20 protein-coding genes, 2 tRNA genes and 1 pseudogene are annotated in these 21,484 nt (G+C 66.6%); 17 read left to right on the top strand and 6 right to left on the bottom strand.

Features of this window, described 5'->3' with window-relative positions:
- The first annotated feature begins 38 nt into the window (after positions 1-38).
- A complete protein-coding gene (locus ACYVN4_RS36600) occupies positions 39-794 on the top strand; it encodes a diiron oxygenase (RefSeq protein WP_460727320.1) in 756 nt (251 codons plus the stop codon).
- A 150-nt stretch (positions 795-944) separates the two neighbouring features.
- Positions 945-1,853 (top strand): hypothetical protein, encoded by a 909-nt coding sequence (locus tag ACYVN4_RS36595; RefSeq protein ID WP_460727318.1) that lies wholly within the window; start codon positions 945-947, stop codon positions 1,851-1,853.
- A gap of 236 nt (positions 1,854-2,089) precedes the next feature.
- On the opposite strand, the gene ACYVN4_RS36590 is transcribed toward ACYVN4_RS36595, so the two are convergent.
- A tRNA-Leu gene (locus ACYVN4_RS36590) sits at positions 2,090-2,176 on the bottom strand.
- A gap of 224 nt (positions 2,177-2,400) precedes the next feature.
- Here ACYVN4_RS36590 and ACYVN4_RS36585 point away from each other — a divergent pair.
- The 6 genes and pseudogenes from ACYVN4_RS36585 to ACYVN4_RS36560 all read left to right on the top strand — a co-directional run bounded on the left by ACYVN4_RS36585 (position 2,401) and on the right by ACYVN4_RS36560 (position 8,598).
- Positions 2,401-3,024 carry an ANTAR domain-containing response regulator gene (locus ACYVN4_RS36585; protein ID WP_449883141.1) on the top strand — a complete coding sequence of 208 codons (624 nt, stop codon included), beginning with the start codon at positions 2,401-2,403 and terminating at the stop codon, positions 3,022-3,024.
- Positions 3,025-3,252: 228 nt separating this feature from the next.
- On the top strand, positions 3,253-4,488 hold the full coding sequence (locus ACYVN4_RS36580; RefSeq protein ID WP_460727316.1) for a branched-chain amino acid ABC transporter substrate-binding protein: 1,236 nt from the start codon (positions 3,253-3,255) through the stop codon (positions 4,486-4,488).
- Positions 4,489-4,568: 80 nt separating this feature from the next.
- Entirely contained in the window at positions 4,569-5,609 is a 1,041-nt protein-coding gene (locus ACYVN4_RS36575) for a branched-chain amino acid ABC transporter permease (protein ID WP_379365771.1), read from the top strand.
- On the top strand, positions 5,606-6,835 hold the full coding sequence (locus tag ACYVN4_RS36570; protein ID WP_460727315.1) for a branched-chain amino acid ABC transporter permease: 1,230 nt from the start codon (positions 5,606-5,608) through the stop codon (positions 6,833-6,835). The genes ACYVN4_RS36575 and ACYVN4_RS36570 overlap by 4 nt, the downstream gene beginning before the upstream one ends.
- A pseudogene (locus ACYVN4_RS36565) lies at positions 6,832-7,785 on the top strand (ABC transporter ATP-binding protein); the annotation flags it as partial. The gene ACYVN4_RS36570 and the pseudogene ACYVN4_RS36565, both read left to right, overlap by 4 nt.
- Positions 7,786-7,842: 57 nt before the next feature.
- Entirely contained in the window at positions 7,843-8,598 is a 756-nt protein-coding gene (locus ACYVN4_RS36560; protein ID WP_460727923.1) for an ABC transporter ATP-binding protein, read from the top strand.
- Between the two features lie 87 nt (positions 8,599-8,685).
- On the opposite strand, the gene ACYVN4_RS36555 is transcribed toward ACYVN4_RS36560, so the two are convergent.
- A tRNA-Trp gene (locus tag ACYVN4_RS36555) sits at positions 8,686-8,758 on the bottom strand.
- A 124-nt stretch (positions 8,759-8,882) separates the two neighbouring features.
- Here ACYVN4_RS36555 and polA point away from each other — a divergent pair.
- The 3 genes from polA (at position 8,883) to ACYVN4_RS36540 (ending at position 12,688) form a co-directional block, all read left to right on the top strand.
- Positions 8,883-11,633, top strand: a complete 2,751-nt coding sequence (gene polA, locus ACYVN4_RS36550; protein WP_460727314.1) for a DNA polymerase I — start codon at positions 8,883-8,885, stop codon at positions 11,631-11,633.
- Between the two features lie 398 nt (positions 11,634-12,031).
- Entirely contained in the window at positions 12,032-12,163 is a 132-nt protein-coding gene (locus ACYVN4_RS36545) for a hypothetical protein (protein WP_460727313.1), read from the top strand.
- A 93-nt stretch (positions 12,164-12,256) separates the two neighbouring features.
- Positions 12,257-12,688, top strand: a complete 432-nt coding sequence (locus tag ACYVN4_RS36540; RefSeq protein ID WP_460727311.1) for an alpha-isopropylmalate synthase regulatory domain-containing protein — start codon at positions 12,257-12,259, stop codon at positions 12,686-12,688.
- 67 nt (positions 12,689-12,755) lie between these two features.
- Here ACYVN4_RS36540 and trxA read toward each other — a convergent pair whose 3' ends face one another.
- Entirely contained in the window at positions 12,756-13,121 is a 366-nt protein-coding gene (trxA, locus tag ACYVN4_RS36535; protein ID WP_460727309.1) for a thioredoxin, read from the bottom strand.
- Positions 13,122-13,293: 172 nt separating this feature from the next.
- On the opposite strand from trxA, the gene ACYVN4_RS36530 reads away from it, so the two are divergent.
- From ACYVN4_RS36530 to ACYVN4_RS36515, 4 genes are all read left to right on the top strand, one after another.
- On the top strand, positions 13,294-14,379 hold the full coding sequence (locus ACYVN4_RS36530; RefSeq protein ID WP_460727307.1) for an isocitrate/isopropylmalate dehydrogenase family protein: 1,086 nt from the start codon (positions 13,294-13,296) through the stop codon (positions 14,377-14,379).
- 153 nt (positions 14,380-14,532) lie between these two features.
- On the top strand, positions 14,533-15,441 hold the full coding sequence (locus tag ACYVN4_RS36525) for an ABC transporter substrate-binding protein (RefSeq protein ID WP_460727305.1): 909 nt from the start codon (positions 14,533-14,535) through the stop codon (positions 15,439-15,441).
- A 6-nt stretch (positions 15,442-15,447) separates the two neighbouring features.
- Positions 15,448-16,380, top strand: a complete 933-nt coding sequence (locus ACYVN4_RS36520) for an amino acid ABC transporter permease (protein ID WP_460727303.1) — start codon at positions 15,448-15,450, stop codon at positions 16,378-16,380.
- Between the two features lie 84 nt (positions 16,381-16,464).
- A complete protein-coding gene (locus ACYVN4_RS36515) occupies positions 16,465-17,217 on the top strand; it encodes an amino acid ABC transporter ATP-binding protein (protein ID WP_460727922.1) in 753 nt (250 codons plus the stop codon).
- A gap of 66 nt (positions 17,218-17,283) precedes the next feature.
- Here the strand turns inward: ACYVN4_RS36515 and ACYVN4_RS36510 are convergent, their stop codons facing one another.
- Together ACYVN4_RS36510 and ACYVN4_RS36505 are read right to left on the bottom strand one after the other, a co-directional pair.
- Positions 17,284-18,123 (bottom strand): alpha/beta fold hydrolase, encoded by an 840-nt coding sequence (locus tag ACYVN4_RS36510; RefSeq protein ID WP_460727301.1) that lies wholly within the window; start codon positions 18,121-18,123, stop codon positions 17,284-17,286.
- Positions 18,120-18,551, bottom strand: coding sequence for a helix-turn-helix domain-containing protein (locus ACYVN4_RS36505; protein WP_460727300.1), 432 nt, complete (start codon positions 18,549-18,551; stop codon positions 18,120-18,122). The genes ACYVN4_RS36510 and ACYVN4_RS36505 overlap by 4 nt, the downstream gene beginning before the upstream one ends.
- Before the next feature lie 176 nt (positions 18,552-18,727).
- Here ACYVN4_RS36505 and ACYVN4_RS36500 point away from each other — a divergent pair, with 176 nt between their 5' ends.
- A complete protein-coding gene (locus ACYVN4_RS36500; protein WP_460727298.1) occupies positions 18,728-19,114 on the top strand; it encodes a DUF4383 domain-containing protein in 387 nt (128 codons plus the stop codon).
- On the opposite strand, the gene ACYVN4_RS36495 is transcribed toward ACYVN4_RS36500, so the two are convergent.
- Complete coding sequence (locus tag ACYVN4_RS36495) at positions 19,111-20,031, bottom strand: LysR family transcriptional regulator (RefSeq protein ID WP_460727296.1); 921 nt, start codon at positions 20,029-20,031, stop codon at positions 19,111-19,113. The genes ACYVN4_RS36500 and ACYVN4_RS36495 overlap by 4 nt on opposite strands.
- Before the next feature lie 71 nt (positions 20,032-20,102).
- On the opposite strand from ACYVN4_RS36495, the gene ACYVN4_RS36490 reads away from it, so the two are divergent.
- Entirely contained in the window at positions 20,103-21,467 is a 1,365-nt protein-coding gene (locus ACYVN4_RS36490; protein ID WP_460727294.1) for an FAD-binding oxidoreductase, read from the top strand.
- Positions 21,468-21,484: the final 17 nt, after the last annotated feature.

Here is a 21,484-nt window from a genome sequence, read left to right as displayed (position 1 = left end):
CGGTCTGCGAAGTGGCTCGGCCGGCAGAGGGGAAGACCATGCGCGACGTTCGATCATTCGCTCGGTGGACAACCGAATTCGAGGCCAAGGCTCGTGCGCGGTCACGGGCCGGAGACCCGGACTGGTCGATGGGCTCGACGTTGCCGCCCGAGCTGGTGCGCAGCATCCAGCGTTTCCAGGTCGGCGAGTCCGGGGACGGCGTGAATCTGATCGCCAAGGCCGATGCCGCGGGCGACCCCGTCTACGCCGCCGCCGTACGACTGTTCGTCGCCGAGGAACAGAACCATGCCCGGTTGCTGGAGCGGCTCCTGAACGCCGCAGGGCACGAAACGATTTCCCGCCACTGGACCGATGCGATCTTCGTCCGTCTGCGCCGTGCCCTCGGCCTCCGGCTGGAACTGATGGTTCTCTCGATCGCCGAGGTCATCGCCGTCCCTTATCACCGTGCGCTTCGAGACGGCGCCCCGGACCCGTTGACCACCCGCACCGCGGCCCTCATCGTCGCCGACGAGCAACGCCACATTCCGTTCCACACTCAACGCCTGCGTCTCGCCTTCGCCGCGACCCCGGCAGCCTTGCGTCGGCTCGTACGAGCCGTCTGGTGGCTCCTCCTGTTCGGCGCCCTCCTGGTGGTCCTCACCGACCACGCCCCCGCCCTGCGCCGATTGGGTGTTACTCGAACGCAATTCGCCCGCACCGCGGTCGCCCTGTTCGCCCCCGTCTGCGCCACGGCTCTCCCTCGTCCGAAGCGCCGATCTCATCCGGCCCCGGAGCTCGCCGTCACGCAGCGGTGAAACGACGAAAAGAACTGTGTTACAAGGTGAACGCCGCGCTGATAGGCTCGCGAGGTACCGGGTGGGGCTGGGGGGTCTTCGTGTTATCGACCAGGCCGCGCCCACACCATGATTCGCCGTAGATCGGCGAGGAACCGAGGGGGAGCAATAATGTCGACTGCTGTCGAGGCGCCGGTGTGGCCGCAATACGGTCGTGCGGTGCATGTCGGAACGAGCGCCAACGGCAAGGTATCGGTGTACTTCGATCCGCATCTGGGTCAGCCCGGTTTGCAGAACGCGCGCGATCTCATCACCGACGCGGACCGTGTGGTCGCGGCCAACGACCGAATCTTCGGCACCGCGAGCGGCGCGGTGAACGTGATCGTGTTCGCCCTCGGCGGCCGCACCGACGGCACCGGCGGCGCGGACCACATGGCGTGCGATTTCGTGAACGGCGGATCCATCGAGGTCTGCGCCGCCTTCGGCGCACCCGCCCGGGTATCGGCCCTCTTCGAGGCGGAACTCAGCGAATGCTCGATGGGCGGCAGACTGTGCGCGGTCAGCACCGGCGAGGCGCTCTCCCGCTGGTGCGCCGCCGTGGTCAGTGACAACGCCCTGGCCGACTTCGCCTCCGCCCCCACTTGGCAGGCCGCCGGCGCCCCGGATTTCGTCAACATCACCGACCCCACCGACCGCAACCCCATCAGCACCGGCTGCGGCATGGCCTTCCTCTCCTGGCTCCTGAGTCAGGGCCACACCCTGCACGAGGCCGCCCGAGCCATGGTGTCCCTCGGTGCATCCGGCACCCTGGCCCAGCTCTACGCCGAACTCACCGGCGACTCACCCACCAACGCCTGGGACAACTTCTCCAGTGCAGTCCACGCCCTCCCGAGCAAGATCACCACGGACGACCCCTTCGCCGCCCTCCCGCTGCCGGCCCAACGCGCCCTCCACAATCCGGGAACCACAGAACCGCTCGTCCCCGCTCCCGCCATCGAAGACCCAGCCTGCTCGGTGCGCTCGCACCGCCTACTCATCGGCGACCTCGACTACCCCGACGAGCTCGTAACTCAACTCTGACTCTCCGCCCCCGACACGGCCGAGATGCTCAGCGCCCGAAGGTTGCAGCGCGGCGTCAGGTCGAATATCCAAGTCGTGCAACGAATTCAGGGCGATGCGGCAACGGCGCTCGTCGGTGACTCGATCCCCGGACCATGTGGACGCTGCCGCGGAGGGCGGCGGAGGCGCGGTCGGGCCTGCCGCATGCCCAATGAGAAGAGGGCCGCCCCGGTGAACTCCGGGGCGGCCCTCTTGCTTGGTGCCGAGTGTGGGACTTGAACCCACACGTCCTTTCGGACAACGGTTTTTGAGACCGTCGCGTCTGCCACTTCCGCCAACTCGGCGCACCGACGGGAAATGATAGCGGGTGGTAGGGGGATACAACTAATCGAGGGGGGTCGGGGGACTACAGGGTTGTGATACTGGTCGGTTTGCGCTGGGTACGTGGGTTGTCGGAGCGGGGCGACGGTACTCTTTGGGGTACTCGGGTGCGTGCCGGTCCTGTGAGGGTGGCGCAAGACGAGGTGGCATCGGGTAATCGGTATTCGGAAGCGACAGGGGTTCATCTATGGGAACGACAGCAGGGGGCGGTTCGAAGAAGGATGCCGCGGCGTCCGCCCCCAAGCGGGTGGTGGTTGCCGAGGACGAGGCGCTCATCCGGATGGACCTGGTGGAGATGCTCTCGGAAGAGGGCTATCACGTGGTGGGTGAGGCGGGCGACGGCCAGCAGGCCGTGGATCTCGCCGAGGAGCTGCGTCCGGATCTGGTGATCATGGACGTGAAGATGCCGCGCCGGGACGGCATCGACGCGGCGGCCGAGATCGCGTCGAAACGTCTTGCGCCGGTGGTCATTCTGACCGCCTTCAGCCAGCGCGACCTGGTGGAGCGGGCCCGCGATGCGGGTGCGATGGCCTACCTGGTGAAGCCGTTCACCAAGTCGGATCTGGTGCCGGCCATCGAATTGGCCGCATCGCGATTCCATGAGATCGCGGCGCTCGAGAGCGAGGTCGCGAATCTGACCGACCGCCTCGAGACCCGCAAGCTGGTCGAACGCGCCAAGGGTGTGCTCATGCAGACGCAGGGTCTGTCGGAGCCGCAGGCGTTCAAGTGGATTCAGCGCACGGCGATGGATCGTCGCACCACTATGAAGGCGGTCGCGGAAGTAGTGCTGGAGAATCTCGCGCCGAAGTAGGTCGCGGTTGCCATCGCGTAGCCCTGTTGTTGCCGTGAATCAACTGTAGAAATTTACAGTCCGGTAACAACGGGGCTTTTTCTTTTGTTGCGATGTCACATGGATGATTCGAATGTGATGCGGACCTAACGTGGCAGGGCTATGTTCTGGGTCGGGCCGATCGATGGGGCGGCCCTCTCCGGTTACCCCCGGGGAGCACAGAACATGAGGTGAATCGTGCTTGGTTCAATGGCGCGCACGTCTTCGCTGCGACACAGTCGCACGGCGCGAGCGGTAGTCATCGGCGCGGCGGCGGTCCTGGCGCTGACGTCGGCGGGTTGTAGCAGCAAATCCACGGACAACTCCGGCGGTGGTGGTGCCTCGGCGCTGACCATCCAGCCGCTGGTGCAGGTCGACGGTCAGGGCAAGGAAGTTCCGGTCAAGGACGCGACCGCGGCCGCGGATCCCGCGGGTGACGGCAAGGGCAAGTGTGCGCCGACCACCATCGGCATGGCGGGCCCGCTGACCGGCGACAACGCCAACCTCGGCCTCAATATCGTGCGTGGTGTGCAGCTGGCGCTGGACCAGCACAACAAGGCCAACCCGGGTTGCCAGGTGACGGTCAAGCAGTTCGACACCGAGGGCGACCCGCAGAAGGCCACCCAGGTCATCCCGACCGTGGTCAGCGACCCGTCGATCCTGGCGCTGATCGGCCCCACCTTCTCCGGTGAGACCAAGGCGACCGGCCAGATCCTCAGCGATGCCAACCTGCTGTCGCTGACCCCGTCGGCCACCAACGTCACCCTCACCACCAACGGCTGGAAGAACTTCTTCCGCGGCCTGGGCAATGACGGCGTGCAGGGTCCGGCCGTCGCCGGATACCTCAAGGGCACCGGCAAGTTCAAGAAGATCTGCGTCATCGCCGATGACTCCGATTACGGCACCGGCCTGGCCAAGACCGTGACCGAGGGCCTGGGTTCGATCGCCGACTCCAGCTGCGCGGCCAACGTGAAGGCCAAGGACAAGGACTTCTCCGCGACCGTCTCCAAGATGGCGTCGGCCAAGCCGGACGGCATCTTCTACGCCGGCTACTACGCCGAGGCGTCCCCGCTGGTCAGCCAGCTACGCAGCGGCGGCGTGACCGCGACCTTCATCTCCGATGACGGCACCAAGGACGTCGAGTTCGTCAAGCAGGCGGGTAGCGCTTCCAAGGACGCGCTGCTGTCGTGCCCCTGCGGTCCGGCCTCCGACAAGTTCGCCACCGCGTACAAGGCGCTGAGCGGTTTCGACCCGGGCACCTACTCCACCGAGGGCTACGACCTCACCACCATCGTGCTCAAGGGCATCGAGGCCGGTAAGACCAGCCGTCCCGACCTGGTCGACTTCGTGCGCAACTACGACGGCCAGGGCCTGGCCCGCGAGTACAAGTGGGGCTCCACCGGTGAGTTGGCGAACGCTCTGATCTGGATGTACCAGGTCAAGTAGCGCTCAGGAGTTGTTCGGAACAGCGTGTGCCGAATTAGGTTTCGGCACACGCTGTTTTCCTCCCTCGGCGAAAGTTACGAATGTCTGCACCCGCTCTGGCCGATGTGACACTGCTGGCGAGCAGTTCCATCGAATTCAATGTCTCCGGTGTCGTCGATCAGTTCTGGCGGCTCACCGTGGAAGGCTTGACCTACGGTTCGATCTACGCATTGGTCGCGGTCGGATACACACTCGTCTACGGTGTGCTCCGCCTGATCAATTTCGCCCATTCGGAAGTTTTCATGCTGGGCATGTTCGGTCAGCTGGTCGGCCTGATGGTCTTCGGATTCGCGGCCAGCGGTGACGTGTATTCCCAGGGCGCGGCCTTGACCATCGTCTATCTCGTGGCGGCCATGATCTTCGGCATGGTGGTCTCCGGCGTGGCCGCGGTCGCGCTGGAACGGGTGGCGTATCGCCCACTGCGTAAACGCGGCGCGAAGCCGCTCATCTTCTTGATCACCGCCATCGGAATGTCGTTCGTGCTGCAGGAATTCGTGCACTACCTGCTGCCGAAGCTGACCGGCAACAAGCTCGGCGGCCTCAACGCCCAGCAGCCGATCACCCTGGTGCGGCCCTCGGAGCAGTTCCAGCTCTTCGACGCTCCCGTCACCAATATCGCACTGGTGATCATCGGTGCGGCGATCGTGCTGGCACTGGTCACCGAATTGCTCATCAACAAGACGAAGTTCGGCCGCAGCATTCGCGCGGTGGCGCAGGATCCCGATACCGCGACGCTGATGGGTGTCTCGCGGGAACGCGTCATCATGCTGACCTTCCTCATCGGCGGCGTGCTCGCCGGTGCGGCCGCATTGCTGTACACGCTGAAGATTCCCAACGGCATCATCTACAACGGCGGATTCATCCTGGGCATCAAGGCTTTCAGTGCCGCGGTGCTGGGCGGTATCGGCAATCTGCGCGGGGCGCTGTTGGGCGGACTGCTGCTCGGCCTGGCCGAGGACTACGGGCAGATCCTGTTCGGCACCCAGTGGCGTGACGTGGTCGCCTTCGTCGTGCTGGTCGGTGTGCTGATGATCCGCCCGACCGGCATTCTGGGCGAGAGCCTGGGGAGGGCCCGCGCATGACTCAGGCGAAACCCATTCCCACGCAGCAGAATTCACCCACCGGACGCGGTGTCGGCGACGCCATCCGCAATTGGTGGGGCGGACTGTCGCGCCCGGCCCAGTGGGCCGTCGGCATTCCGATCGTCCTCGTGATCGCCATCATTCCGCTCTACCCGCCGCCGCTGCTGGACACCCCCGGGACCAGTTTCGGTGGCGTGATGGCCCAGTTCGCGATGTACGCGCTCATCGCCATCGGCCTGAATGTCGTTGTGGGACAGGCAGGTCTGCTCGACCTCGGGTATGTCGGCTTCTATGCCGTCGGCGCGTACACGGTCGGTCTGCTCACCAGTCCCAACAGCCCGTGGAATCAAACCGCCGGTGGCTGGCTCAGCCCCAAATGGGCATGGCTGCTCTGTGTCCCGATCGCGATCCTGGCGACCGCGATCTCCGGACTCATCCTGGGCACGCCCACCCTGCGCCTGCGCGGCGACTACCTGGCCATCGTGACCCTCGGTTTCGGTGAGATCGTGCGTCTGCTGGCCGACAACCTGCCGGATATCACCAACGGCAGCCTCGGCCTCTCCCGCATCCAGTACCCCAAACTCGGCGAGTCCGACAGCCACCCCGGCGGCTACTTCTCCTCGGGCAATCTCGGGGACAAGCACAGCTGGAATCCCTTGGACCACGCCAACTCCGGCACCTGGTGGTTCTGGCTCGGCATGGCGCTGGTGGTCATCGTATTGATCTTCGTCGGCAATCTGGAGCGCAGCCGCGTCGGCCGCGCGTGGGTGGCCATTCGCGAGGACGAGGACGCCGCCGAGATCATGGGCGTGCCGACCTTCAAGTTCAAGCTGTGGGCCTTCACCATCGGTGCGGCCATCGGCGGCCTGTCCGGCGCGCTGTACGCCGGTCAGGTGCAGTTCATCAACCCGCAGGGCTTCAACGTCATCAACTCGATGCTGTTCCTGTGCGCGGTGGTGCTGGGCGGCCAGGGCAACAAGCTCGGCGTGATCGTGGGCGCGTTCCTGATCGTGTACCTGCCCAACCGATTCATGTCGGTGAACGTCGGCGGGCAGTCCCTCGGCGACTACAAGTATCTGTTCTTCGGTCTGACCCTGGTGGTGTTGATGATCTTCCGGCCGCAGGGTCTGTTCCCGGCCCGGCAGAAACTGCTCGCCTACGGGCGGCAGGTGTATCGGGCGGTGCGACGGCCGGTGGCCGGGCCGGCGACGGGAGCGGGACAGTGACGGGGCCGGGGCCGGGTGGCGGGCTGTTCGACAACGAGGACATCGCGGCGGGCTACCAGCAGCCCGAAGCCGAGCCCAGTGCGGGCGTGTTCGACGTGACGCAGGTGCTGCCGGTCTTCCAGGATCCGGACGCGGTCGCGGAAGTCGTTGCGCCGCACCGGGAAATCGAGGTCCCGGTGGGTGCGCCGCTGCTGCGCACCGACGGGCTGACGGTCAAGTTCGGCGGCCTCACCGCGCTGGACAATGTGAGTTTCGAGATCCGCCGCGGCGAGATCCTCGGGCTCATCGGGCCCAATGGCGCGGGCAAGACCACCTGCTTCAACGCCATCTCCGGGGTGTACCGCCCGTCGGGCGGCACGGTCTACTTCGACGGCAAGCCGTTGACCAAGACCAAGCGCAACCAGATCACCCGCCTGGGTATCGCGCGCACCTTCCAGAACATCCGGCTCTTCTCGGAGATGACGGCCCTCGAGAATGTGGTGGTGGGCGCGGACGCCCGCCACCAGACGTCGGTGCCGGGCGCGGTCTTCCGCACGCCCCGGCATCGCCGCGAGGAGCACGAATCGCTCGAAAGAGCCATGGCCCTGCTGGAATTCGTCGGCATCGCCCCGCATGCGGTGGAGAAGGCGCGCAATCTCTCCTACGGCGATCAGCGTCGCCTGGAGATCGCCCGCGCGCTGGCGACCGAGCCGAAACTGCTGTGCCTGGACGAACCGGCGGCCGGTTTCAACCCGAGCGAGAAGTCCGCGCTCATGGATCTGATCCGCAAGATCCGCGACGACGGCTACACGGTGCTGCTCATCGAGCACGACATGCGACTGGTCATGGGCGTGACCGACCGCATCGTAGTGCTGGAGTTCGGCCGCAAGATCGCCGACGGGCTACCCGAGCAGATCCGCCAGGATCCCGCGGTGATCAACGCCTACCTGGGTGTGCCCGACGAGGCCGAGGTCGAGGCCGCGGCGGAAGCGCCCGGCGCGCAACCGGTTCCGGATCTCGTCAAGCCGATGCCCGGCTCGGAGGCTCCTACCGTCGCCGCCGGCGAACCGTTGCTGACCGTCGAGGACATGGTCGTCAACTACGGCAGAATTCAAGCCCTGCACGGCATCTCGCTGTCGGTGGGCCAGGGTGAGCTGGTCACCCTGCTGGGCGCCAACGGTGCGGGCAAGACCACCACCATGCGTGCCCTGTCCGGCCTGCTGCCCCTCACCCGCGGCAAAATCATGTTCGAGGGCCACGACATCACCAAGATGAAGGCCCACGAACGCGTCGTGGCGGGCCTGATCCAGGCTCCCGAGGGTCGCGGTGTCTTCCCGGGCATGACGGTGCAGGAAAACCTCGATATGGGTTGCCACGCACGCCCGTTCAAGGTCAAGGCCGAGTACAGCAAGACCCTGGACTGGGTCTACGAGCTGTTCCCGCGCCTGCTGGAGCGCCGCAAGCAGGTCGGCGGCACCCTCTCCGGCGGTGAGCAGCAGATGCTCGCCATCGGCCGCGCTCTGATGGCCCGCCCGCAGCTGCTGTTGCTGGACGAGCCGTCGATGGGCTTGGCCCCCATGGTGATTCAGCAGATCTTCCGGATCATCGCCGACATCAACGCCCAGGGCACCACGGTCCTGCTGGTCGAGCAGAACGCCCAACAGGCCCTGACTCGCAGCGATCGCGCCTACATCCTGGAAACCGGCGAGGTCACCAAAACCGGCGGCGGTCGCGCCCTGCTCAGCGACCCGGCCGTCAAGTCCGCCTACCTCGGCGTCGGCTGAATCTCGGGGGGTGCCGGTCGAATCCGGCACCCCCGGAAAGCATTCGGGCCCGGTCACCTTCTGGTGACCGGGCCCGAACCCTTCAAGCAGGGGCGACAGGAATCGAACCTGCAACCTGCCGCTTTGGAGACGGCTGCTCTGCCAATTGAGCTACACCCCTTTGACGGGAGATCACGCTACCAGGTGCCCCCGCCCGGCATGAAATCGATTCGCGCGACCTGCGGCGACGGGCCGGTTACGCCCGCTGCGCACGGATGTCGGTGGGGATACCTAGACTCTCTCGGGTGACCCCTGCCTCTACCGATCAGCGTCCTGTCGTGTCCGCGTCCGCCACCGGGGAACAGCAGCCGACCCTGCTGTTGCTGGATGGGCATTCGCTGGCCTATCGCGCGTTCTTCGCGCTGCCCGCGGAGAACTTCAAGACGCAGAGTGGGCAGACGACGAACGCGGTGTACGGGTTCACCGCGATGCTGATCAACCTGCTGCGGGACGAGAAGCCGACGCACGTGGCCGCGGCGTTCGACGTCAGCCGCAAGACGTTCCGGACCGAGGCGTATCCGGAGTACAAGGCGAATCGGTCGGCGACGCCGGACGAGTTCAAGGGGCAGGTCGAGACCACCCAGGAAGTGCTGGGGGCGCTGGGGATTCCGGTCATGGCCATCGAGGGTTACGAGGCGGACGATCTGATCGCCACCCTCACCACGCAGGCCGTGCCGGAGGGTTTCAAGGTCCTGATCGTCACCGGCGACCGGGATGCGCTGCAGCTGGTCAACGACAACGTGACCGTGCTCTACCCGAAGAAGGGCGTCTCCGAGCTGACCCGGTTCACCCCGGCGGCGGTGGAGGAGAAGTACGGGCTCACCCCGGCGCAGTACCCGGATTTCGCGGCCCTGCGCGGCGACCCGAGTGACAACCTGCCGGGCATCCCGGGCGTGGGGGAGAAGACCGCCACCAAGTGGATTCGCGAATACGGCGACCTGGCCGCGCTCGTCGATCAGGTGGACAAGGTCAAGGGCAAGGTGGGAGACGCGTTGCGCGCCAACCTGTCCAGCGTCGTGCTCAACCGGCAGCTCACCGAGATGGTCAAGACCGTCCCGCTGCCGTACACGCCCGATCAGCTGGCCATGCAGCCGTGGGACCGGGACAAGATCCACCGCCTGTTCGACGAGTTGGAGTTCCGCGTGCTGCGCGACCGGCTCTTCGACACGCTCGCCCCGGTCGAGCCCGAGGCGGAGTCCGGGTTCGAGATCAGCGGTAGCGCTTTGGCCGCCGGTACCGTGGCCGACTGGCTGGCCGAGCATGCGAAAGCCGTTCTGCGCCACGGTGTTTCCGTGGTCGGCAACGGCGCGCCCATCCACGGCGACACCCAGGCCATCGCGCTGGCCGCCGCCGACGGCGAGGGCGCCTACATCGACGTGCACATCATGACCCCCGAGGACGAGAAGGCGCTGGGCGCCTGGCTCGCCGACCCGGAGATCCCGAAGGCGCTGCACGAGGCCAAGACCGCCATGCACGCGCTGCGCGGGCGCGGCTGGCAGCTGGGCGGGCTCACCAGTGACACCGCCCTGGCCGCCTACCTGATCCTGCCCGGGCAGCGCACCTTCAACCTCGAGGATCTGTCGCTGCGTTACCTGAGCCGGGAGCTGCGCGTCGACAACGGCGGCGAGACCCAGCTGTCGCTGCTCGACGACGAGGAGACCGTCGACGCCGAGGTCGCCAATGCCCAGATGCTGCGCGCCCGTGCGGTTTCCGACCTGGCCGAGGCCTTCGACACCGAACTCGAGCGCATCGAGTCCACGGCGCTGCTCGGCGATATGGAACTCCCGCTGCTGAGCGTGCTCGCCGATCTGGAGGCCGCCGGTATCGCGGTGGATTCCACGCAGCTCGAGGAGTTGCAGCGCGAGTTCGCCGACCGCGTCAGCGAGGCGGCCGAGAACTCCTACGGCGTCATCGGCAAGCAGATCAACCTGGGCTCGCCCAAGCAGCTGCAGGTGGTGCTGTTCGACGAGCTCGACATGCCGAAGACCAAGCGCACCAAGACCGGCTACACCACCGACGCCGACGCGCTCGAGGGTCTGTACGAGAAGACGCAGCACCCGTTCCTGCAGCATCTGCTCGAGCACCGCGACGCAACGCGCCTGAAGGTGACCGTCGACGGCCTGCTCAAGGCGGTCGCCGACGACGGCCGCATCCACACCACCTTCAATCAGACGGTGGCCGCCACCGGTCGCCTGTCCTCGACCGAGCCGAACCTGCAGAACATTCCGATTCGCACCGATATGGGCCGCCGCATCCGCGACACCTTCGTCGTCGGCCCGGGCAACGGCACGGTCGCCTACGAGTCGTTGATGACCGCCGACTACAGCCAGATCGAAATGCGCATCATGGCCCACCTGTCCAAGGACGAGGGCCTGATCGAGGCCTTCAACTCCGGCGAGGACCTGCACAACTTCGTCGCCTCCAAGGCCTTCGACATCCCGATCACCGAGGTGGACCCGGAACTGCGCCGCCGCATCAAGGCCATGTCCTACGGTCTCGCCTACGGCCTGTCCGCCTACGGCCTGTCGCAGCAGTTGAAGATCAGCGCCGACGAGGCCAAGGTCCAGATGGACATCTACTTCAACCGTTTCGGCGCCATCCGCGATTACCTGCAGACCGCCGTCGAACAGGCTCGCAAGACCGGCTACACCGAAACCCTCTTCGGCCGCCGCCGCTACCTGCCCGACCTCGACTCCAGCAACCGTCAGCGTCGCGAGGCCGCCGAACGCATGGCCCTCAACGCCCCCATCCAGGGCACCGCCGCCGACATCATCAAGGTCGCCATGATCGACACCCAGCAGGCCATCCGCGCCGCGGGCCTGAAATCCCGCATGCTGCTGCAGATCCACGACGAACTCGTCTTCGAGGTGGCCCCCGGCGAACGCGACCAACTCGAATCCCTTGCCCGCGAACACATGTCCAACGCCATCGAACTCTCGGTCCCGCTCGAGGTCTCGGTCGGCGTCGGCCGCAGCTGGGACTCGGCCGCCCACTAGACGCGGCACGGACACCGCACGGGCGGGACGGTCACCGACCGTCCCGCCCGTCGCAATTCTCGGGGGATGTGCGAAGCCATCCCGGAAAGTGTGCGACGCGCCCGGGACTCGCCCGGTGAGTTATGGCTGTGCGGTTCGGGATTGGTGATCTGCGTCAAAAACCGGCTGGTCTCGATGTCTTGCGGGGCCGTGCCTCGAGGCAATTCGGGTGGATGTCGGAATTGCGTTGAGCTGGGTGTTTGTCGGGTGGTCGCTCGGTGGTCCATCGGTGTTTGCCAGGGTGCGGCCCCGTGTTGCTGTGCCGGGCATCGCATGCCGGGTGACCTGCGGCGAAGTTACTCGTGGGTCGATTGCGAATATGGTTGCCATTAGGTGGGTCTGCCCCTATGCTCGACCCCGTGCCGAATCCCGCCATCCGCCGCAGCGCAGCGCTCGAAGTCGCCGACCGCGACCGCGCCGCGCTCATTTCGCTCACCGCGAATGTGGCTGGCGCGCACGTACTCGTAGTTCTCCGCCGCAGCGGGGTCTGATTCGGACCGGCCCCTCGCTGCGGCCGAACGAACTTTTCTTTTGCTGGTCCCCTCTGTCACTTTCTTCGGAAGAAGTCGGGAAGACCTAGTTCAATGACCATCACTCTGGATACCACCACGTTCATCGCCGCTGCCCCCGCAAGCCTGCGGACCGAATGCACCGGCCTGACCCCCGCCGAGTTCTACGACCGGTATTGCGAGCCCACCGGCCCGGTCAAGCTCAGCGACTGGACCCCGATCGGCGACCGCGCCGGTACGGCCACCCTCGAAATTGCCGATCAGCTGCGCACCGTCGTGGCAACGGGCAGCCCGGTGGCGGCGCTCACCTCGGCCCTCTACGACGAGGGCTATCCGGTCGAGATCCTGCAGTTCCACCAGCGCAGCACCGCCGACGGCATGGCGACCTTCGTCCAGTGCGAGTTCAACGGACGACGCGGCTGGGGTGCGGCGCTCGCCGACGACACCGCCGAGTCGACCATCCGCGCCATGATCGCGGGCATCAACCACCTCGGTTCGCACTTCTGAGACCGAAACGCGAAGCGCCGCATCTCCTTTCGGGGATGCGGCGCTTCGTGGGCGGTAGGCCCGGGGCCTACTCGGCCTTCTGCTCGGCGAGCTGCTTGCGGACGTCCTCCATGTCGAGCGCCTTCACCTGGGTGACCAGGTCCTCGAGCGCGGCCGGGGGCAGGGCGCCGGGCTGCGCGAAGACGAGGATGCCGTCGCGGAACGCCATCAGGGTCGGGATCGAGCGGATGTTCGCGGCCGCGGCCAAGCCCTGCTGATCCTCGGTGTCGACCTTGCCGTACACGACATCCGTGTGCTTGTCGGACGACGCCTCGAAAGTGGGGGCGAAGCTGCGGCACGGACCGCACCACGACGCCCAGAAGTCGACGAGAACGATGCCGTTCCCGGTGACTACCTCGTCGAAGTTCTGCTCGGTCAGGGTCTGGGTGGCCATGACTTCCTCTCGTGTCGATTTCCCGGTCCAACACCGGGCCCTATCCATATCTTCCCCGCGTGACCGGCACCTCGGGGCGCGGAGGGCTCGAAACATGCTCACAGGTCTCGAAACATGTGCGGGGCGTGTGCCGAATCATCGCCGCCGCGCGAGTTGCGCAAGGATATCTGCCATGAGCGACACCGAAACTCATGTACGCCTGGGCCTGATGGAAGGTGACGGCATCGGCCCGGAGATCGTGCGCGCCACCCGCGCGGTGGTCGACGACGCCTTCGCGACCACCGGCCTGGCGCCGGTCGAGTGGGTGCCGCTGCCGCTGGGCCACGACGCGATCGAGCAGTTCGGCACGCCGGTGCCGGAGCACACTCTCGAAGGGCTCGCCGAACTCGACGCCTGGATCATGGGCCCGCACGACAGCGCCTCCTACGCGCCCGAATTCCGCACCGGCTTGCCACCGGCGGGCGCGGTCCGCAAACGCTTCGGGCTCTATGCGAACATCCGCCCGGCCCGCACCCTCGAGGGTGTGCGTTCGGTCGCACCGGCCATGGACCTGCTGATCCTGCGCGAGAACACCGAAGGTCTCTACGCCGACCGCAATATGGCCGCCGGGTCGGGTGAGTTCCAACCCTCGCGGGAGGTGGCGCTGTCGGTCGGCGTGTTCACGCGCGCTGCCATTGCGCGTGTCGCGCATCTGGCGTTCGAGGTCGCCGGTGAGCGCGGCAAGAAGGTCACCATCGTGCACAAGGCGAACGTGCTGCCGATGACGATGGGAATGTTCCGGGACGTCTGCTACGAGGTGGCTGCGGAGTATCCGGATGTCGAAGTGAACGATGAGCACGTGGACGCCGCGGCCGCGCATCTGGTGCGCGCGCCCGGCGACTACGACGTGATCGTCACCGAAAACCTTTTCGGCGACATCCTTTCCGATCTGGCCGGGGAGCTGAGCGGTTCGCTCGGCATGGCGGCGTCGGTGAACTGCTCCGACACCCAGATCATGGCGCAGGCCGTGCACGGTGCCGCGCCGACGCTGGCCGGGCACAATCGCGCGAATCCGGTGGCGCTGTTCAACTCCGCGGCGGGCATGCTGCGCTGGATGAGCCGCACCCAGCGCTACAGCGCGTTGCGACGCGTCGGTGAGCGCATTGAACATTCGGTTGCGGATACGTTGCGGGCCGGTGTGGCGACGTCCGATTTGGGTGGGCTAGCATCTACCTCCGAATTCACCGAGCAGGTGCGCGCCCGGCTGCACCGCTGGTGAGCGCGCACTTCCGGGACCGGGCGTGTTCGGCCACGCAACGGCGTGTCGCCGATTAATGTTCGGTTACCGACCGACGCGGATGGTGTCACTCGCCTACATTTCAAACGGCGGGCGAAGCCCGGACGTCGCGCACCCGAACTGTGGAGGACTGCTGTGTCTGTTCGTAACTCTCTCCGTGGGCGTGCCCTGCGCGCTGCCGTCGTGGTGGCCGCCGGCGCTCTCGCATTGACCGCGTGTAGCAACAACTCCGAGTCGAGCAACCCCGATGTGGCCAAGGTCGACATCGCCAAGGTGGACACCATCGCGGCCAAGGTGCCCGCCGACATCAAGTCCTCCGGCAAGCTGACCGTCGGCGTGAACGTGCCGTATCAGCCGAACGAGTACCGGGATCCGAGCAGCGGCAAGATCGTCGGTTTCGATGTCGACCTGATGGACGCGGTCGCCAAGGTGATGGGCCTGACCACGGACTACAAGGAAGCCGACTTCGAGAAGATCATCCCCTCGATCGAGGCGGGCACCTTCAACGTCGGCATGTCCTCCTTCACCGACAACAAGGAGCGTGAGGGCACCGCCGACTTCGTCGATTACTTCTCCGCGGGCAGCCAGTGGGCCCAGCAGAAGGGGAAGGCCATCGACCCGGACAACGCCTGCGGCAAGAAGGTCGCGGTGCAGCGCACCACCGTTCAGGACACCGACGAGATCCCGGCCAAGTCCAAGGCGTGCGTCGCCGCGGGCAAGCCGGAGATCCAGAAGGTCGCCTACGACGAGCAGTCCGCCGCCGCCAACGCGCTGGTGCAGGGCCAGGTCGACGCCATGTCCGCCGACTCCCCGGTGACCGCGTACGCCATCAAGCAGGCCAGCGACAAGATCGAGCCCGCGGGCAAGATCTTCGACTCCGCGCCCTACGGCTGGCCGCTCAAGAAGGGCTCGACCCTCGGGCCGGTGCTGCAGGAGGCCGTCCAGTACCTGATGGACAACGGCCAGTACAAGAAGATCGCCGAGAACTGGGGTGTCCAGGAGGGCGCGATCACCAAGTCGGTCATCAACGGGGCGACGAGCTAAGTCGTTATGTCGCAGGACAATTCCGCAGCAGCGACGGCGAGCACCGAGCCCGAGCCGATCAAGGCGATTCCGCTACGACGGCCGGGCCGGTGGATCGCCGCCGCGATCATCATCATCGCCCTGGGGCTGTTCCTCTGGGGCGCCAAGACCAACGACGCGTATCACTGGGACACCTACTTCAAGTACCTGGGCGACAAGCGAATCGCCAAGGGCGCGTTGGTGACCCTGGAACTGACCGTGCTGGCCATGCTGATCGGCGTGGTGCTGGGCGTGGTGCTGGCCGTCATGCGGCTGTCGCCGAATCCGGTACTGCGGTCGGTGGCGTGGGCCTACCTGTGGATCTTCCGCGGGACCCCGGTCTATGTGCAGCTGGTGTTCTGGGGCCTGTTCCCGTCGCTGTACAAGACGATCACGGTGGGCGTGCCGTTCGGGCCGTCGTTCACGAGTTTCGATGTGCAGCACTGGTCCGCGCCGTTCTTCTTCGCCATGGTCGGCCTGGGCCTCAACGAGGCCGCCTACATGGCCGAGATCGTGCGTGCCGGAATCAATTCCGTCGGTGAGGGTCAGCGCGAGGCGTCGGTGGCGCTGGGCATGTCGTGGTCGCAGACCATGGTTCGCACGGTGCTGCCGCAGGCCATGCGGGTGATCATCCCGCCGACCGGCAACGAGCTCATCTCCATGCTGAAGACCACCTCGCTGGTGACGGCCATCCCGCTCACCACCGACCTCTACGGCCGGGCCCGCGACATCTACAGCATCAACTTCCAGCCGATCCCGCTGCTGCTGGTGGCCGCCACCTGGTACCTGATCATCACGAGCGTGCTCATGATCGGTCAGTACTACCTGGAGCGGTACTACTCGCGGGGGTCGTCGCGGCAGTTGACGGCAAAGCAGTTGCGCGCCTTGGCTCAGGCGCAGGTCGCCGGCGGAACGGGATAGGTGAACGCTGATATGTCCTCCGACTCGATGTCGTTCGCCAAGGACCCGATCATCGAGGACGCGCTGCCGTCCTCGGCGGTGCCGATGGTCAAGGCGGACCGGGTGGTCAAGAACTTCGGTGCGCTGCAGGTGCTCAAGGGCATCACCCTCGAGGTGAAGCGCGGTGAGGTGCTGTGCCTGATCGGCCCGTCCGGTTCCGGTAAGTCCACCTTCCTGCGCTGCATCAACCACCTCGAACAGGTCAATGCCGGGCGACTGCACGTCGACGGCGACCTGGTCGGCTATCGCGAGAAGAACGGCAAGCTCTACGAGCTGCACCCTCGCGAGGCCGCCAAACAGCGCCGCGATATCGGCATGGTGTTCCAGCACTTCAATCTGTTCCCGCACCGCACGGCGCTGGAGAACATCATCGAAGCGCCGACCCAGGTCAAGAAGATCAAGCGTGCCGACGCGGTGGCTCGCGCCCGCGAGCTGCTGGCCCGAGTCGGCATGGCGGAGAAGGCCGATGCCTACCCCGCCCAGCTCTCGGGTGGCCAGCAACAGCGCGTCGCCATCGCTCGCGCCCTGGCCATGGATCCCAAGCTGATGCTGTTCGACGAGCCCACCTCGGCCCTGGACCCGGAGCTGGTGGGCGAAGTCCTCGGCGTCATGCGCGAACTTGCGGACTCGGGCATGACCATGGTCGTGGTGACCCACGAAATGGGTTTCGCCCGTGAGGTTGCCGACCAGCTGGTGTTCATGGACGGCGGCGTGGTGGTCGAGGCGGGCAACCCGCGCGAGGTGCTCGCCAACCCGCAGCACGATCGCACCAAGGCCTTCCTCTCGCGCATTCTCTGAGACGGATACGGCCACAACGCATTCCGCCCCGCACCGGAGTTCCGGTGCGGGGCGGAGTCGTATTTCCTACTTGCGCAGGAACTCCTGGACGGCCTCGGTCTGGCCGAGAATGGCGTGACCGGTGTCGGGGAGGATGCGGATGGTGGCGTCGGCGATGGACTGCTCGGCGCGGCGGGCGGTTTCGGCGGACTTGAACATGGCGTCGTCCGCGCCGACGATGACCAGGACCGGCATCTTCAGGGTGCTCAGCTGGGCGTCGGTGAAGATCGGGAGCTTGCCGCTGCGGGGGTTGAAGTGGGTGAAGGTCAGGGCGATGTCGTCGAGGATCTCCTTGTGATCCTTGATGTTGAGGCCGGTGACGATGGCGGCGGAGCGGCGCAGGTCGTGGTTGCTGAACAGGTGATCGACCAGGTTCTTGAAGATCCAGCCGAAGCGCTGCTTGCCGATGCCGCCGGGGCAGTACAGAGCGAGTTTCGTGACGCGGCCGGGGCGGCGGATGGCGTAGTCGAGGGCGGTCCAACCGCCCAGGGACATGCCGATGAAGCTCGCGGCCGGAAGGTTCAGGCCCGCAAGGACATCGTCGAGCCAGTCGGCGAGATCGTCGGATCCGAGCTCGGGGCGGGATTCGGTGCTGCCGCCGGGCTCGCCGGGCATGTCCACCGCATAGACGCGGAAATCCTGTGCCCAGGAAGCGATATCGCCGCGCCAGGCCGAGGAGTTGGAGCCCGAGCCGTGCAGGGCGATCACCGGCGGGGCGTCGGCCGGGCCCGAGGCCAGCACGAAGGTGTCACCCTGGCGGGTATCGAGGTGCAGCTGTTCGGCGGGAACCGGCCACTGCCGCAGCACTTCCTGGTAGCGGGTCTGGATGGCCGAGCGGCCCGCCTCGGACTTGTAGATCGCGCTCATGACGCGAGGACTCCTTCCATGTAGTCCAGCAGCCGGGCGGTATCGCCCAGGCCGCCGACGAGAATGACCTTCAACCGGGCGCGTTCGCGGTCGTAGAAGGTCTGCACGCGTAGGGATTGGTCGTTGGCGAAGCGGTTGCCGGACATGCCGGTCAGCAAGGTACTGACGCGATCGGCGGTGGCCTGGTCGACGGCATCCACCTCGACGATGCTCGAGACCTCCGAATGCCGTTGCCGGGCAAGCGGTTCACGCTGGGCGTCGGGTGCGGGCAGGCCGGTGAACGCCTCCAGGTCGGCCTGGTTGATGCGGTACTGCTTGCCGATGCGGGTGGCGGGCAGCTTCCCGTCGCGGACGTAGCCGCGGACGGTACGGACATGCAGGCCGAGGCGTTCCGCGACTTCATCGACAGAGTAGAGACGATCGGTCACGAAAACTACCTTAACCTTCCCTATTATTCGGTGCAATAGGGAAGGTTGAGTAATTATGTGACGGCACTTACGTGGACGCGCCGAATCAACTACAGTTTGTAGTAGAAGTTCTGATCGCACCGTTCGGGAGGTCGATTCCCTTGGCCCGGTGGAGTTTTCTGCAAGGGGCGGTCCTCGTGGTCGGGGCCGTTCACATCGTCTGGGCGATCGTGGGCTGGATTGCGCAGCCCAGCTTCGCCATGGGCGACCACGCCCCGGCCACGTCGGTACTGGGCATGGACTACAACGGCTGGCACGGGCTCGCGGGACTGCTGTTGTTCGCGCCCGCACTCGTGGTCGCGCTGCGCCAGCGGTGGGCGGCCTGGTACTGCGTGATCGCCGGTGTCGGAGGCGGATTCATCGTCGGGACGTGGGCGCTGTTCGCGCACAGCGTGCTGTTCTTCAGCTTCCCGCATCACCTCAGCGACGCCGTCGAACACCTGGTGACCGGCGCGGTGCTGTTGGCCCTGGTGGGAATTCAGGCGGTCCGCGACGGCGGGGTGCGGGCGGTGTTCGCGGCCTAGGGCCGGGTGACCATCGGCGCGGGATCCTTCCAGCGCAACAAGGCGATGCGCAGTTGTCCCAGTAGGACTTTCGCGGCGGGGCTCAGGGGCCGCTCGGTATTCCAGGCCAGGACCAGCCGCCCCCGCATCGCCGGATCGATCTCCAGGGTGCGCACGCCCAGTGCGGCCGCCTCGTCGGCGGGAATGCGGGGAATCACGGCCACGCCCAACCGGTGTGCGGCCAGCCGGATGAGCAGCGGGGGAGCGGCGGCCTCGAAGGCGACGTCCGGCGCGAGACCGGCGGCGTTGCAAGCATTTTCGAGCAGACCGCGCAGACCGGTGCCGCTCGGCAGGCAGATCAGGGGATGGGTGCACAACTCGGCCAGCGTGATTCGGTCCCCGAAGCCCGCGGTATCGGCGGCCACCGCCGCGACAATGGCGCTGTCGTAGACGGTTTCGGTGCCGATCCCCGGGTCCAGCTCGCCGGACACACTGAGCACACCGATATCCAGGTCGCCGCGGCGGACCGCCGCGTGCATGGCATCGGAGGTGTCCTCGGTCAGCGAGATGCCGATCTGCGGGTGATCGTGGTGGAAATCGGCCAGCACCCGGGCGATATCGACCTCCTCGAGCGCGGCCCCGGCGATCAGGCCGACCCGCACGTGCCCGCGCAGCAGGCCGGTGAACTCGTCGACGGTGTGGGTGATGCGCTCGACCTGCTCCAGCGCAGCGCGGGCCAGCGGCAGCACCGCTTCGCCGACCGGGGTGAGGGTGACCGAGCGGCTCGTGCGATCCAGCAGTGGTTGTCCCAGTTCGTGTTCCAGCTGTTTGATCTGCGCGCTGAGCCCCGGTTGCGCGAGGTGCAGGCGGGCGGCGGCCCGGGTGAAGTTGGCTTCCTCGGCGACCGTGACGAAGTAGCGCAGCTGACGCAGTTCCATAACTGATAATTCTAGCTACAAGAAAAACTATCTGTTGGAGTTCTTGATCGAACCCGAGCAGAGTCATGGACATGACGAAGACAGCGATCACCGAACTGCCCACCACCACCGGCCCCGTCTTCCAGCCCGGCGACACCGGTTACGACGACGAGATCGCCGGATTCCAGACCGCCTACAGCCACCGTCCCGCCGTGGTCGTCGGCGCGGCGCACGCCGAGGATGTGCGCGCCGCCGTGGAATACGCGGCGCGCCACGGCCTTTCGATCGCCGTGCAGGCCACCGGCCACGGCCTGTCGGTCGCCACCGACGGCGGCGTGCTCATCACCACCCGGCGCATGACCGACATCCGCATCGACGCCGAGACCCAGACCGCGCGGGTGGCGGCCGGGGTCCAGGCCGGAGCCCTGATCGAGGCCGCGGCCGAGCACGGTCTGGCCCCGCTCAACGGCTCGTCGCTCTCGGTCGGCGTCGTCGGCTACACCCTGGGCGGCGGCATCGGCATCCTGGCCCGCGAATTCGGTTACGCCGCAGAGCATGTGCGGGCGATCGAGCTCGTCACCGCCGACGGGCGGCTGCGGCGGCTGGAACCCGGCGACGAACTGTTCGGCGCGGTGCTGGGCACCGGCGGCAACTTCGGCGTCGTCACCGCGCTGGAATTGGCGCTGCTGCCGATCACCACCGTGTACGGCGGTCAGCTGCAATTCGACACCCCGCTGGTCGCGCCCGCGCTGGAAGCGTGGCGGTTGTGGACCCAGGACCTGCCCGAGCAGGTCACCTCGGCCATCACCATGATGTCGTTCCCCGACATCCCGGCCTTCCCGCCGCACCTGCGCGGCCGGTACGTGGCGACGATCAACGTCGCCTTCACCGGATCCGAGGAAGAGGGGGAGCGGTTGGTCGCCCCGCTGCGGGCGGTCGGTGCGCGGCTGGCCGACGATCTGCGGGTCATGCCGTACACGGAAAGCCATGCCATCTACCGGGATCCGGCGTTCCCGCACGCCTACGTCGCCACCGACGCGCTGCTGTCGGAGCTGCCCGCGGACGCCTCGGACGCCTTCCTGGAGATCAGCGGCCCGGGTGATCCGATCCCGGTGATCGCCGGGCTGCGCCACCTCGGCGGTGCGCTGGGCCGCCCCGGCCCGAACGGCATCAGCATGGATCACCGCGACGCGCAGTACGTGGTGCGCGTCCTGGCCATGCCGAACCCGGACAACACCGAGGAGGTGTACGAGCGGCTGGCGCAAGTGGCGAAGTCGGTGCAGCCCTGGACCCTGGGCTACAACCTCAACTTCCTCTACGGCGGTGGCGACCGGGCCGACGAGGCCCAGACCCGCGCCGGATACAGCCCCGACACCTACGCCCGGCTGGCCGCGCTGAAGTCGAAGTACGACCCGGCCAACCTGTTCCGCAACAACCGCAATATTCGCCCCGCCTAGAAAGTCCTGTTCAACCG

This window comes from Nocardia heshunensis (assembly GCF_054782115.1).
The sequence above is the reverse complement of the archived record's forward strand: the minus strand, read 5'-3'. Positions and strand labels throughout refer to the sequence as shown.